Origin of the sequence: Sphingopyxis sp. C-1, assembly GCF_001047015.1 — a bacterium.
GTDB lineage: Bacteria > Pseudomonadota > Alphaproteobacteria > Sphingomonadales > Sphingomonadaceae > Sphingopyxis.
On sequence record NZ_BBRO01000002.1, the window covers coordinates 743,078 to 757,485 of the forward strand.

Consider the following 14,408-nt stretch of genomic DNA (forward strand, 5'->3'; position numbering starts at 1 on the left):
CGAGGTGGCCGTCCTTAGACAGCCGAAAAAGGTCCCTCGCATGGTCAAAACCCCTCAATCCAGAGGCGCCACCCACCCAGATGCGCGACTGGTAATCTCGCACCTAGAGGGGAACTGCTTACCAAAACGCTAATCGGGGATCGGCAAACCGACCTGGATTCGGGCTTTTGACCCGGATCGGGACAAAGCCGATCGCCTCACGGCAAAGGATGCACAAAATATCGCCTTCTGTTATCGGCCGCACATGCCCGCGACTCCAGCCTGGCCGCCCGCCAGCACCCCCCGCCTGTTCGTCGATCTGCCGCTGGGAGAGGGTGCCGCCCCCGTCATCGACGGCCCAGCAGCGCATTATCTGCTCAACGTCATGCGGATGAAGGTGGGCGATCCGATCCTGCTTTTCGACAATGTCAGCGGCGAATGGCTCGCGATCGTCGCCGATGCGGCGAAACGGGCGCTCACGCTGCGTATCGAACGACAGACGAAGGCGATCGAGCAGGTCCCCGATCTGTGGCTGTGCTTTGCGCCGGTGAAGAAGGCGCGGCTCGACTGGATCATCGAAAAGGCGACCGAGCTTGGCATCGGCCGTCTGCAGCCGGTGATTACCGAACGCACGATCGTCGAACGCGTCAAGCGCGAGCGGCTCGAGGCGCAGATCGTCGAAGCCTGCGAGCAATGCGGGCGCACCGCGCTGCCGATGCTGGCCGAACCCGTCAAACTGCCCCAGTTGCTGAAGGAATGGCCCGCGGACCGTGCGCTTCTATTCGCCGATGAGGCCGGCGGGGTTCCGCTGGCAAAGGTCGAAGCGCCCGCGCCCTCCGCGATCCTGACCGGGCCCGAGGGCGGCTTCACCGATAAGGAGCGCGCCATGCTGACGGCTCACGCAGCCGTGCGCCGCATCGCGCTCGGCCCCCGCATCCTGCGGGCCGAAACCGCAGCCATCGCGGCAATCGGCGTGTGGATGGCGCAACATGGCGACTGGTCAGGGGACTAGCCGGGCCGGATATTCTGTCCCGTCACCGAACAGAATCGCCGCCAAGTCACCGATTTTAACCGGATATTAGCTATGCACGGGGCATAGCGGCGCCATGCAACGGCGGGACCAGAGCCGATACCGCTGGCGTGGGGGCCAGTGTTTGCAGTCTGTGCGAGTATGTCTCATGCTCGTTTGGCTGGCGTTGACGCTTGCCAGCAATCCCGCCGCCGCACAGACCACCACAAGCTACAGCAACACGACGACCGGCACGATCAGCGAAACCGCGACGACGTGCACCAGCCCGATGGTGCGAAATTTCACGGTCGCCGCGAATGCGCAGGTCACCGACGTGAACATCGGCGTCCAGTTCACGCACACCTACCGAGGAGATGTCCGCGCGACTTTGGTGTCGCCAGCCGGCACGGTGGTCAATTTGATCACCAATGTCGGCACGTCGGCAGACAATCTGAACGTCCTGTTCGACGACAGCGCGGCGGCGAGCATCTCGACGCACACGACGAACGACAACACGGCCGCGGCGCCGCCCTACCAACGCACATTCCGTCCCGAAGGCTCGCTCGCCAGTTTCAACGGACAGGGTTCGGCAGGAACCTGGCAGCTCACAATCTGCGACTCGCTCAATGGTGACAACGGCAATTTTACGCGCACCGACCTGACGCTCGTGACCGTGCCGATCGCACCGTCCGCCGATCTGTCGCTGACCAAGTCGGTGAGCAATGCATCGCCCGCGTCGGGAACCAGCATCAACTATATATTGAGCGTGACAAACGCGAGCGGCTCGGCGCTTACCGCGACCGGCGTGACGGTACAGGATGTATTGCCTGCGGGATTCGCTTTCACCGGCGCTTCGGGTTTCGGCAGCTATAGCAGTACGACAGGCGTGTGGGCAGTCGGCAGCATCCCGCCCGGGACGACGCGGACGCTGACGATCACCGGCACCGTCACCGCCACCGCGGGAGCAAGCGTGACCAATAGCGCCGAGGTCAGCGCGTCGTCGGCCTTCGATTTCGATTCGACGCCCGGCAACGGCGCTGCCGGTGAGGATGATTATGACAGCGCGACCTTTACCGTGTCGGGCACCCGCGTCGCGGGAACGCCACCGACGCTTGTCTGCCCGGTGGGGACGACGGTACACGACTGGGACGGCGTCAGCTGGGCGGCGGGGACGACCAGCGGCAATTACGCGCTGACCGCAATCGGCACGATGAATGTGGGCATCGCCATCAGCGGCGGAAGCTTCCTGAACAACGCGACCTATGGCGGCCAGTCGCCGACGCGCCAGAATGTCGTCACCGGGGGGTTCAGCCCGGCGCAGTTTTCGATCTTTGAAATTGCCGATTTCACCAGCCAGGCCGGCGCCATCACCTCTACGATCACGCTGCCGACTGCGGTTCCCGGCGCACAGTTTCGCGTGTTCGACATCGACTATGCGGCGGGACAATTCGCCGACCGTCTGACCGTCACGGGCAGCTTCAACGGGGCATCGGTGATGCCGACCTTGACCAACGGAATCAGCAATTATGTCATCGGCAACAGCGCCTATGGCGACGTCACCTCAGCCGATAACAGCGCCAACGGCAATGTCGTCGTGACCTTTTCCGCGCCCGTCGATACCATCACGATCACCTATGGCAGCCACAGCCTCGCTCCGGCCGATCCCGGACAACAGGGCGCCGCGATCCATGACATCACTTTCTGCCGCCCGACCACCAATTTGACGATCGCCAAGACCAGCAGCGTCGTCAGCGACCCGACCAATGGCACGACCGATCCAAAGGCGATCCCGGGCGCGACGATGCGCTATTGCATCCTCGTCACCAACAATGGCAGCGGCACCGCGACCGGTATCAACGTTGGCGACCCTCTGCCTGCGACCACGACCTTCATCCCGGGCTCGCTGCGCAGCGGCACAAGCTGCGCGGGCGCCACGACGGTCGAAGACGATAACGCGAGCGGCGCCGACGAGAGCGACCCCTTCGGAGCATCGATCGCCGGCACCACCGTGGCCGCGACCACGCCGACGCTGGCGCCAACGGGCACCATGGCGGTTACGTTCGACGTGACCGTCAACTGATGCACGGTCGCCAAGGCTCTCTCGCTCGACTTTGTGCGATCGCCATCGCCGCCGCGCTGACGATCGCGCCGCCGGCCGCGGCGCAGCGCGTGATCGTGAACCCGTCCTTCGAAGCGAACGACCCGCAGGGGCCCGGCGCGGCGAACTACGAAATCTATTCGAACGGGTCCGTCACTGGCTGGGATTCGGCGTCGGGAGAGATCGAACTCTGGGACAGCAACTTCCAGGGCGTCCCCGCCTATGACGGGTCGGTCTTTGCCGAGATGAACGCGAATGTTCCCGGCGCGCTCTATCAGAATATCTGCATGGTCAATGGCGAGTCGATCGGTTGGACCTTTGCCCATCGCGCGCGCTCGGGCGGCCCGGCGACCCAGACCGCGCGCTTCCAGATCGCCAGCAGCACCGGCACGCAAATCCAGTTGCTGGCGACCCAGTCGTCGACGATCAACAATGTGTGGAACGTCAACACGGGGTCGACCACCTACAGCGGCGCATCGGGGGTACAACGCGTCCAGTTCATCACCACCGACGCGGGCAGCTACGGCAACTTCCTCGATGACATCCGCATCACGCTCAACCCCTTCGTCGAACTGTCGACCGCGGCATCGTCAGGGGTCGAATCGATCCCCTCGGCGAACCTCCCCGGCCTGATCGTCAGTGGCACGCTGTTCAGCGCGCGCACGGTCAATGTCAGCATCACAGGGGGCACCGCGACGCGCGGCACCGACTATACGACGCCAGGCGGCGGCGCGAATTTCACCGTCACCATTCCCGCGGGCACCTATCAGAACGTCACCGTCCCGCTCGGCATCCAGATTATCGACGAAACCGCGACCGAGGGTAGCGAGACCATCCAGATCGCGCTGAATACCGGAACCGGCTACACCGTATCGAGCACGTCGAGCTGCGGCGGCGCAGCGCGGACCGCCAGCACCTATACGATCACCGACAATGACTCGCCCGTCGTCCTTGCCAAGAACTGGACGAACGGGATCGCGGGCGACGCGGTCGGCCTGTCGATTGCGGGCGGCCTGCTACCGACCGCTGGCAATTCGACCGTCGGCGGCACCACGACCAACGCAACCGCCATCGCGACCCCGGGCAGCACGCTGACGCTGACCGAAGCCTATACGACCGGCGCGGCCGCCAACTACAACAGCAGCCTCGAATGCCGGCGCAACAGCGACAATGCCATCGTCGCGACATCGGGCAGCGGTCTCAGCCGCACTGTCGTCATGCCATCGGGCACCTCGCTCACGTGTAGCTGGACGAACAGCCGCAAGTCGGCGACGCTCGTCGTTCGCAAGACCTGGGCGAACGCGCAAATCGCCAACGCCGTCACCGTCGCGACGAGCGGGTTGATCAACAACGCTAGCCTCTCGTCGGTCGCGAACAGCGCGAACGAGACCGATACCAATGCCGCGGTCACCGTGTACGCGGCCGAGAGCGCCACCCTCAGCGAAACCTTTACCGTGGGCAATGGCGCCAATTATGCGCAGGCGCTCGCCTGCACCGGCAATGCAACCGCGCTCGCCGGCAATGTGCTGGTGGTGAACGCCGCCGACACGGCCATCATCTGCACTTTCACAAATACGTATATCGTGCCGCTTTCGATCGCAAAGACCTCACTCGCCTACAGCGATCCGGTGAACGGCCTGACCAACGCCAAATTGATCCCCGGCGGCTTTGCCAATTACAGCCTGACCGTCACCGCACCGTCGGGTACGGCGCCGACGGCGGGCAGCGTGATCGTCACCGATGTGATTCCCTCGGATCTCAGCCTGTTCGTCGGCACTTATGCGCCGGGACCAGGCCCGATCCTGTTCGCGGCGGGCAGCAGCGGGCTCACCTATGGCTTCACCAGCCTGTCGAACAATGCCGATGATCTTGAATTTTCGAACAATGGCGGCGCCAGCTGGACTTATGCGCCTGCCGCCGATGCCAACGGCGTCGATGACAGCATCACCCATGTCCGCATCCGTCCCAAGGGCGCGATGGCGCCGGGATCGAGCTTCACGATCAACCTCCGCGCCCGTGTGAAATAGGGCGCAGGCAACAGCCGATTGCATTCTGTACCGAACCGTATAATGGCGCGATATGAGCACGCGCACCGCCTCGGACAGCAACGATCCCATCGTCGAAAATCGCGACCAGCTCGCGGTCCCCATGATCAAGGGCGAAAAGCCCAAGGACCGCTGGCGCATCGGCACCGAGCACGAGAAATTCGTCTATCGCACCGCCGATCATCGTGCACCCTCCTATGACGAACCCGGCGGCATCCACGACCTGTTGATGGCACTCACCCGCTTCGGCTGGGAACCGGTGATCGAGGGCGGCAAGGTTATTGCGCTCGCGGGCAGCGACGGCACCGTCAGCCTCGAACCCGCGGGTCAATTGGAACTGTCGGGCGCGCCGCTCGAAAATCTGCACCAGACCTGCGCCGAAACCGGCCGCCATCTGAAACAGGTGAAAGAGGTCGGCGCCGAACTCGGCCTCGGCTTCCTCGGGCTCGGCATGTGGCCCGACAAGACGCGCGCCGAACTGCCGATCATGCCCAAGGGCCGTTACAAGATCATGCTTGACCATATGCCGCGCGTCGGCACGATGGGCCTCGACATGATGCTGCGCACCTGCACCATCCAGACCAACCTCGACTATTCGTCCGAGGCCGACATGGTGCAGAAATTCCGCGTGTCGCTGGCGCTCCAGCCGCTCGCGACCGCGCTCTTCGCCAGCTCGCCCTTCACGGAAGGGCGGCCCAATGGCTATATGTCGTACCGCAGCCACATCTGGACCGACACCGATCCCGCGCGCACCGGCATGCTGCCGTTCGTGTTCGAGGATGGGTTCGGCTACGAGCGCTATGTCGACTATATGCTCGACGTGCCGATGTATTTCGTCTTCCGCGACGGCAAATATATCGACGCCGCGGGGCAGAGCTTCCGCGATTTCCTGAAGGGCGATCTGCCCGCGTTGCCGGGCGAAAAGCCGCGCCTCTCCGACTGGAACGACCATCTGTCGACCGCCTTTCCCGAAGTGCGGCTCAAAAGCTTTCTCGAAATGCGCGGCGCCGATGGCGGTCCGTGGAACCGCATCTGCGCGCTTCCGGCACTGTGGGTCGGTCTGCTCTATGATCAGAGCGCGCTCGATGCCGCCTGGGATCTGGTCAAGGGCTGGAGCATTGAGGAGCAGCAGACGCTGCGCGATGCCGTGCCGAGCGAAGGGCTCGACGCGCCGGCGCCGGGCGGCGGCACCGTAGGGCAACTCGCCCACCGCGTTCTCGACATCGCGGCGGCGGGCCTCGCCGCACGCGGCGAGGTCAATTCGATGGGCGACAATGAGGTTGGCTTCCTCGAACCGCTGCGCCGCATCGCCAAGAGCGGCAAGTCGCCTGCGCATGACCTGCTCGATCGCTATGAGGGCCCGTGGAACCAGGATTTGTCGAAGATCTACGACGAATTGAGCTTCTAAGAGACAACAGCGCCGCAAAAGTGCAGCAAATGCGCAACACTGCTGACACGAACGTCAGCGGTGCGCGCTTCCGCGATTGATTGCCGGCGCACGGAAAGCCAAAGAGCCTTTGGTTTTTCCACTCTCCCACCGTCAACTCTGTTTCAGGAAGCTCGCCATGCGCCACTTTCCTTCCACTATCGCTATAAGCATTGCTCTCGCCACGTCGGCGTGGGCGGCCCCCGCCGCTGCGCAGGACGCAGCTCCCGTCGCTGAAGACAGCGGCCTTGGCGACATCGTCGTCACCGCGCAGCGCCGCGAGGAAAGCCTGCAGGATGTGCCGGTGGCCGTCTCGGTGCTGTCGGGCAATACGCTCGATGCGATCACTTCGACCGGTTCGGACGTCCGCGTCCTCGCGGGCCGCGTCCCCAGCCTGAATATCGAAAGCTCGTTCGGCCGCACCTTCCCGCGCTTTTATATCCGCGGCCTCGGCAACACCGATTTCGACCTCAACGCGTCGCAGCCGGTCAGCGTCGTCTATGACGATGTCGTGCTCGAAAACCCGATCCTCAAGGGTTTCCCGATCTTCGACCTCGACCGCGTCGAAGTCCTCCGCGGGCCGCAGGGCACGCTGTTCGGCCGCAACACCCCCGCGGGCATCGTCAAGTTCGACACCGTCAAGCCCGGCAAGACCGGCGGCTATGCGCGCGCCAGCTATGGCCGCTATGGCACCACGCAGGTCGAAGTCGCGGCGGGCGCCGCCGACGACAACGGCTTTTCGGTGCGCCTGTCGACGCTGTTCCAGCATCGTGACAATTGGGTCGACAATGTCGCGACGACCAAGAGCAAGGATCTTGGCGGTTATGACGACATCGCCGCGCGCCTTCAGCTCCAATATGAAAACGGTCCCTTCACCGGCCGCGTGACCGGTCAGGTCCGCATCTATGACGGATCGGCGATCATTTTCCGCGCCAACACGCAGCTTCCGGGCAGCAACAAGCTCGTCGGTCTTGGCGGAGCGGGCACCGAATTCAAGCGCGACGAAGTCTATCAGGACGGGCTGAATTTCCAGAAGCTCAACACCTATAATGCCGGGCTGAACCTTGAATATGATTTCGGGCCGGTGACCGCCTATTCGATCACCTCCTACTGGAACGGCAATTTCCGCAGCCGCGGCGATATCGACGGCGGTTTTGGCGCGGTGTTCCTGCCCGTGTCGGGTCCGGGGCTTATTCCGTTCCAGGCGCAGAGCCAGGACAATGTGCCGAGCCTCGACCAGTTCACACAGGAAATCCGCATTGCCTCGAACAACAACGGCGGACTCGGTTACCAGTTCGGCGCCTTCTATTTCGACGAAAAGCTCGACATTTCGAGCTTCGAGTTCGGCGGCCCGACCGACGCCACCCCGTCGGCGATCGCGATCCAGCGGCAGGACAGCGAAGCCTATGGCCTCTTCGGCTCGGTCAACTACGAGTTCGACAATGGCTTCAAGCTGCAGGCCGGCGCGCGTTATAATCACGACACGCGCGATTTCGTCGCGTCGCGTCCGGTCGAAACGCGCCCCGACTTCGTCGTCAACCCGAACACCCCGGTCCCGCCGCAGGCCGCGCGCGTCAAGGGCAAGCTGCTGACGTGGGACGCCAGTGCGACCTATGAAGCGTCGGACGCCGTCACCCTCTACGCCCGCGTCGCGCGCGGCTATCGCGCACCGTCGGTGCAGGGCCGCCTGACCTTCTCGCGCGTCATCTCGACCGCCGATCAAGAAGAGACGATGTCGTATGAAGCGGGGATCAAGACCAACTTCCTCGACAACCGCGTCCGCTTCAACCTGACCGGCTATTATTTCGACACCAAGGACCTGCAACTCACCGCGGTCGGCGGCACGTCGAACGTCGCGAGCTTGCTCAACGTCGACGCCAAGGGGCATGGCATCGAAGCCGAACTCCAGGCGGCTCCAGCGAAGGGCCTGACCTTCTCGATCGGCGGCGCGTGGAACATCGCCGAGATCGACGATGCCAACGCCTTCGTCGCGGGTTGCGGCTCGGCGACGCCGTGCACCGTGCTCGATCCGCCGCGCGCAGGCAGCCCGGGCATCTTCTCGATCGACGGCAACCAGTTGCCGCAGTCGCCGAAGTTCACGCTCAACTGGACTGCGGGCTATGAAATCCCCGTCGGCGACGGCGCCATCTATGCCTTCACCGACTGGTATTATCGCTCGAAAGTGCAGTTCTTCCTCTATCGCTCGGTCGAATTCTCGGACGACAAGCTGCTCGAGGGTGGCGTGCGCGTCGGCTACAAGACCGATCGCTTCGACATCGCGGGCTTCGTGCGCAACATCACCAACGATGAATCGCCGACCGGCGGCATCGATTTCAACAACCTGACGAGCTACGTCAACGAACCCCGCATTTACGGGCTCGAGGCAAGCTTCAAATTCTGACCCTGACGCCCCTCCCCGTCGCGCCGCGATGGGGAGGGAGCCGGTATGGGGTTGGTAAGCGGACGTTACTTGATCTTCCTTCGTCATCCCGGACTTGATCCGGGATCCCGCTTGTCGAAATCATCTATACAGTTCGCGGAGCAGCGGGACCCCGGATCAAGTCCGGGGTGACGAGAAGAGGGACCGCAACCGCCGGTCGCCAGCTACCGCTTCAGATGAAATAGAACCGGCACGGCGGTAAAGTGCTTTCCTACAATATCGCCCTATGATTGACCCTGTGCGGTTATCAGCCGCAGGGCCATGTCATGGCGATCGAGGACCGCCGCGGCGGGATCGCGCTAAGCCACCGGCCCGACGCGCTCGTCGGGCTCCAGCCGGATCAGCGGGCGTGCCCGCCCCGTCAGCTTCGCAAAGAAGCGCGGGACGAGCGCATGTTCCTGCGCCCAGTTCCAATATCGCGCATAAGCGGGATCGGCGAGGAGATGCTTCTCTTCGGTCTTCGCGCGCCAGTAATAGACGCCGCTGACCAGCCCGAGCAGAATGACGTTGCGCGCGCCCTCGACCCAGCCGCCGGCGGTGACGAGGAAGGGCAGCGAGCCGACCCACCAGCTAAGATTCTTCGAAATATAGGCCGGGTGGCGCGTGAAGGCATAAGGGCCATGCGTGATGACGCCGCGGTGCGTCAGGTTCGAAAAGCGGATGCCGAACGCCATCGTCGCCCAGCTGTAGATCGCGGTGAGCAGCACAAGCGCGATGCCCCAGACGATCAGCAGATTTTCATGCCCCGCCAGCCAATACCCCCAGTCGGAGCCATTGACCTGATAGTCGAGCGGGCCGCCGTTCATCAGGATGAAGGGCGGATAGCAGACGAGCGCCGCGACCCACGCCATGCCATAGGGGTTGGCGGTGCGGATATGCGCGTCGAGCGGTTTCAGCGTCAGTATATAGCCGACGGTCGCGATATGGACGTCGACCAGATAGAGGAAATTGATCGCCCAAAGGCCGGTCATATAGGGGTTGGCGAGCACCTCGCTCATCGGAACCGTGACCAGCGCGGAAAAATTCCCGGGCACGATCGATAGCATGAAGGCAGTGAAAAACCCCTTCACCGCCCAAGCTCGCAGATGATGACCGATCGCGCGGCCGTCGACGGGCTTGCCCGGCGCGATCAGCCAGCGCCCGAATTGCCAGCAGCCGTCACGCGGTTCGACCATCCGGCGGTCGAGCCACAGCATATAGGGCACCGACACAAGCAGCAGCCATGGCGCAACCGTCTCGAGCAGGTTCATCGAAAAGGCGTAATTGCCCTCCCAATAATAGCGCATCGTTGCATAGATCAGCGCGATCAGCCCCCAGGTCGCCCACATTCCGGCAAGCTTGGTCAGGCTGATGTCGAGTGTCTCGCGCCACGGGCGGCGCTGGCTCCAGTCGATCCCGGTCGACGGATTGCGGTGCACCTTGTCGACAAACACCGACCACAAAACCATCGGCAGGCCGCAGGCGAGCACGCTCGCGATCGCCGAGTTGGGGCCGTTCATCGCGCCGCGATTTCCCCAGTCGATGCCAAGGAAAGCCGCGATGTCCGGGGCGAAGCGCGCGATAAGCAAATAGCTAACCAGACCGGCGAGTCCGACGATGCCCACGCCCGCGCTGACCGCAGAACGCGGACGGGCGGTTACGCGCGCGTCGGCGCCGATTGCCGATTCGCAGGGCTCGGAAGAAGCTGATTTCGCCATGATATTCACCCGCTTAGCGCTACCCGAAAATGGTAAGCAAGCCGTCAATATCATTTACCGATTCGCGCGCGTTTTCCTGCCAAAATGGCGGCGTTCCGACAGTTTGACACCGTTCACCGCGCGATGGTTTCGACTCGGCCCGAGTCGCCCTCCAAAGATTCGCACCACGGTAAAGGGCCTGATAAAGGGCGCATCAATCGGGGCGGAGGGCTCCAATAAAACACAAGATGGGGTCGCCACTTGTCATCGAAAACAACGGGTCTGCGCGAATTGCGCCAGCGGTTTTCTGCGCTGTTTCAGGACCATGAAATCTTTGTTCGCACGCACGGTCACGTTCGATTCCTGCGCGTCAGCGCGGTCTGGCAAAAGCGCGTCGCGCTGATCGCCGGCGCGGTGCTGCTGGCATGGGCGGCGGTCACGCTTGCCGTCCTGATCAACCAGTTGCTCAAGTCCGACGAACGCGCTGCTGTTGCCGCGCAGCAGGCCGAAGCGAGCGCCGCCGAAGCCCGCATCGCCAAATATCGCGACAATGTCGCCGAAACGGCCGCCGATCTCGAAGACCGGCAGGAACAGCTCGAGGAATGGTCGAAAGTCCATTTCGGTGTCGAGCCTGCCGCAGTGACGCCCGAAGCCCATGGTGAAGGCGCTGCGCCGGCTGCCGAGCAGGCGCCGCTGAAGACCTCCCGGCTTGAAACTGGCGCCGTGATCGACCCGAACCTGCCGCCCGAAGCGCAAATTCTCGCCCGCCTCGAAGCGCGGCAAGAGGATTTCGCCAACCGTCTGTTGACTGCCGTCAACGAACGCGCCGCGAAGGCCGAGGGCGCCGTCGCCAAGCTTGGCATGAACCCCGCCGCTTTGATCCGCAACGCCGCGGCCGGACGCGGTGGTCCGTTCATCCCCTATCGCGGCCGCACCGGCCGCGCGAGTTCGCTCGGCAAATCCTTCGCCGCGCTCGAAAGCGCACTGTTCCGTATGGAAGTGCTCGAACGTACGCTCGTCGCGATCCCGTCGGGTCAGCCCGCGAACGTGCTGATGCTCTCGTCGAGCTTCGGTTATCGCAGCGATCCGTTCACCGGTGCTGGCGCGATGCACTCGGGGCTCGATTTCCCCGGACCGATGGGCACGCCGATCCTGGCCGCCGCGCCTGGCCGCGTCGTCTATGTCGGACAGAAGTCGGGCTACGGCAATGTCGTCGAGGTCGATCACGGCCAGGGCATCCTGACCCGCTACGCCCACTTGTCGGGCTTTACGTCCAAGGTCGGCGCGCAGGTCGCCGCCGGCGAGCAGATCGCCAAAATGGGCTCGACCGGCCGTTCGACCGGCAGCCACCTGCATTTCGAAGTCCGTTTGAACGGCGTCGCGGTCAACCCGCGCCGCTTCCTGGAGGCCAAAGCCGATGTTCTCGAAGTCAAAGACGACGCCCGACAGCGAGTCGGTTCCGTCGCTGCCGTCCGTGGTGCCCGCTAAAATGGCTACGGGCGCCCGCCACACGACCTTTTCGATCCTCGGGTCGGACGTCGTCGTCACCGGCAATGTTTCGGCCAGCGTCGACCTGCATGTCGACGGCAAGATCGACGGCGACCTCAAATGCGCCAATCTCGTCCAGGGCGAGGCGAGCGAGATCAAGGGATCGGTCGTGGCCGAAACCGCGAAGATCGCGGGCCTGCTCGACGGCGCGATCGAGGCGAAGACGCTGATCGTCCACGCGACCGCGCGGATCACCGGCGACGTGACCTATGAGAGCATCACGATCGAAAACGGCGGCAAGGTCGAAGGCAAGCTGAGCCATCGCCGCCACGGCGCCGCTGCGGCGAAAGCTCCGCCGCCGCTCGAAGTCGTCTCAAACTAAGCTCCGGCTTCGGCCGATTTTTGATCTCGGGCCGCGTTTGCGCGGCCCCTTCAATTCGATCTCGCGACCTCGCGGCCGACCGCTCGTTCGGGCATGTCATAATGCCGCTGGACGACCACCTTGTTGCGCCCACCGCGCTTGGCATCATAGAGCGCTTCGTCGGCGAGCCGGTATAGCTGCTGGAAATCACATGCCGGCCGGACCTCGGCAACCCCGACGCTGGCGGTTACCAGCCGGTCGCCGACCGTCTCGCTATGATCGCACGCCGCGATCCCGCGCCGAATACTCTCGGCGAAACGGCCGAGAATGATGCCTTCCATCCCGATCGTCAGCAGGCCGAATTCCTCGCCGCCCAGCCGAGCGACGGTACACATCGCCCCTTCCCAGCGCTCGATCCGCCGCGCGATGCCGCACAGCACGACATCGCCTGCGTCATGGCCGTAGATGTCATTGATCGACTTGAAGCGATCGATGTCGACCAGCAACAGGGCGGCGGGCAGATTGTCCGCCCGCGCGCGTTCGAGCAGCGGCGTCACGCTCTCGACGAAGCCGCGGCGGTTGGGCAGTCCGGTGAGCGGGTCGCGGCGCGCGAGTTGTTGCGCCTGCGCCTCGGCGCTGCGCGCATGGTCGCGTTCGATGCGGAGATGCCCAAGCCGGCGCGTCGCCGCAGCGGCCAGCCACAGCGCTTGCCAAGTCGCGGCGGCAAGGACCAGCAGCTTCGATCCGCCACCCCAGAACCCGTCTTCGACGTCGACGACGTGGATGATCGCGAGCACCGCCATCGGCAGCCCCCACGCCGCGAGAAAGTCGCGCGCCTCGACCGAACCGCGCCGCCATGCCCAGCCGACATAGATCGTCACCGCCAGAAGGTCGGCGATAATCACGAGTCCCAGGATATCGGCGAGCGAACCCAGGCTCTCGCCGCGGATCATCGCCAGCGGAATCCCCGCCAGCCCGACACCCAAACCGCAGATGAGCGCCGCGGTCCGGAGCGCTTTCGGCGCACTGCCGCGATCGACCGAGGTCGCCGCGCTGATCGTCGCGAGCGCAATGGCGAGGCAGGAAAGAAAGGTGCAGATCTGCGTCGTCACCGTCCCGGCCAAGCCCGGCACCAGCGCCAGATGGATTTGCGACCAGAGCGTACCCCAGAGCAGCATCGTCCCTGCCCAGGCCGCCTGCCATGCCAGATATTGCCGGCGCACGGCAAAGGCGAGCGAGAGGCTGTAAATGCAGCTCACAAGCAGCAGCGTCAGCGCGGCGCCGACCGCGGCCGCCATGCCCGCCGACTGCATCCCCGCCTCGGCCTTCGATACGGTCCGCGCGTGGAGGAATTGATGGCCCGACAGGCGGTCGAAGCGCATGGTCACCGCGGTCAACGCAGCGCCGCGTTCGGGCGCTTCGAACAATATCTGCCCGCCCGCACGCCAATAGGAGCCATAGTCGCCCGCCCGCACTTGCTGCCAGCGCGTCGCGCCGTCGGCGTAGGAAAAGGCTACGGCGAGCCGGTCGAAGCGCGACTGGTGGACCATCAGCGCGACATCGCCGCGCCGCGCGCCGCCGCCTTCGAGCGGAGCGCGAAGCCACAGGCTTTCCTGCTGATATCCCGTGGGCGCTCCGCTGCACGAAAAGCGAAGCGCGGCGAGCCCGCGGTCGGGCGTGGCGAGTTCGCTTTGCGCGTGACAAAGGTCGCGGTCGACGTCGAGTATCGCGGCGGCTGCCGGCGGACCCCACAACGCAAGCGCGAGCAGGACGAAACCCAGCCCGAGCCGGCCGCACATGTGCGCCAGAAGATTGCCCCCTGCGATCATCCCTACCCCATCGCATCAATATGTTCGAAAATCTTTACCACCATGGCGAGATTCGCG

9 protein-coding genes are annotated in these 14,408 nt (G+C 64.2%); 7 read left to right on the forward strand and 2 right to left on the reverse strand.

Going from position 1 to position 14,408, the window contains the following annotated elements:
- Positions 1-244: 244 nt before the first annotated feature.
- The 5 genes from SC1_RS18100 (at position 245) to SC1_RS18120 (ending at position 8,958) form a co-directional block, all read left to right on the forward strand.
- Entirely contained in the window at positions 245-991 is a 747-nt protein-coding gene (locus tag SC1_RS18100; protein WP_062185705.1) for a 16S rRNA (uracil(1498)-N(3))-methyltransferase, read from the forward strand.
- A gap of 166 nt (positions 992-1,157) precedes the next feature.
- Positions 1,158-3,068: a proprotein convertase P-domain-containing protein gene (locus SC1_RS18105; protein ID WP_062185707.1), complete on the forward strand. Its 1,911-nt coding sequence runs from the start codon at positions 1,158-1,160 to the stop codon at positions 3,066-3,068.
- On the forward strand, positions 3,068-5,113 hold the full coding sequence (locus SC1_RS18110) for a hypothetical protein (protein ID WP_062185709.1): 2,046 nt from the start codon (positions 3,068-3,070) through the stop codon (positions 5,111-5,113). The genes SC1_RS18105 and SC1_RS18110 overlap by 1 nt, the downstream gene beginning before the upstream one ends.
- A gap of 52 nt (positions 5,114-5,165) precedes the next feature.
- Positions 5,166-6,539: a glutamate--cysteine ligase gene (locus tag SC1_RS18115; protein ID WP_062185711.1), complete on the forward strand. Its 1,374-nt coding sequence runs from the start codon at positions 5,166-5,168 to the stop codon at positions 6,537-6,539.
- 157 nt (positions 6,540-6,696) lie between these two features.
- Positions 6,697-8,958, forward strand: coding sequence for a TonB-dependent receptor (locus SC1_RS18120; RefSeq protein WP_062185713.1), 2,262 nt, complete (start codon positions 6,697-6,699; stop codon positions 8,956-8,958).
- A gap of 338 nt (positions 8,959-9,296) precedes the next feature.
- Here the strand turns inward: SC1_RS18120 and SC1_RS18125 are convergent, their stop codons facing one another.
- Positions 9,297-10,703, reverse strand: coding sequence for an isoprenylcysteine carboxylmethyltransferase family protein (locus SC1_RS18125; protein ID WP_370568756.1), 1,407 nt, complete (start codon positions 10,701-10,703; stop codon positions 9,297-9,299).
- Positions 10,704-10,934: 231 nt separating this feature from the next.
- Between SC1_RS18125 and SC1_RS18130 the strand changes: the two genes are divergently transcribed.
- Entirely contained in the window at positions 10,935-12,161 is a 1,227-nt protein-coding gene (locus SC1_RS18130; protein ID WP_062185715.1) for a M23 family metallopeptidase, read from the forward strand.
- A gap of 1 nt (position 12,162) precedes the next feature.
- Positions 12,163-12,543 (forward strand): polymer-forming cytoskeletal protein, encoded by a 381-nt coding sequence (locus tag SC1_RS18135; RefSeq protein WP_152682492.1) that lies wholly within the window; start codon positions 12,163-12,165, stop codon positions 12,541-12,543.
- A 50-nt stretch (positions 12,544-12,593) separates the two neighbouring features.
- On the opposite strand, the gene SC1_RS18140 is transcribed toward SC1_RS18135, so the two are convergent.
- The gene (locus SC1_RS18140) at positions 12,594-14,351 is read right to left on the reverse strand and encodes a GGDEF domain-containing protein (RefSeq protein ID WP_062185719.1); all 1,758 of its coding nucleotides are present in this window, start codon (positions 14,349-14,351) and stop codon (positions 12,594-12,596) included.
- Positions 14,352-14,408 lie beyond the last annotated feature (57 nt).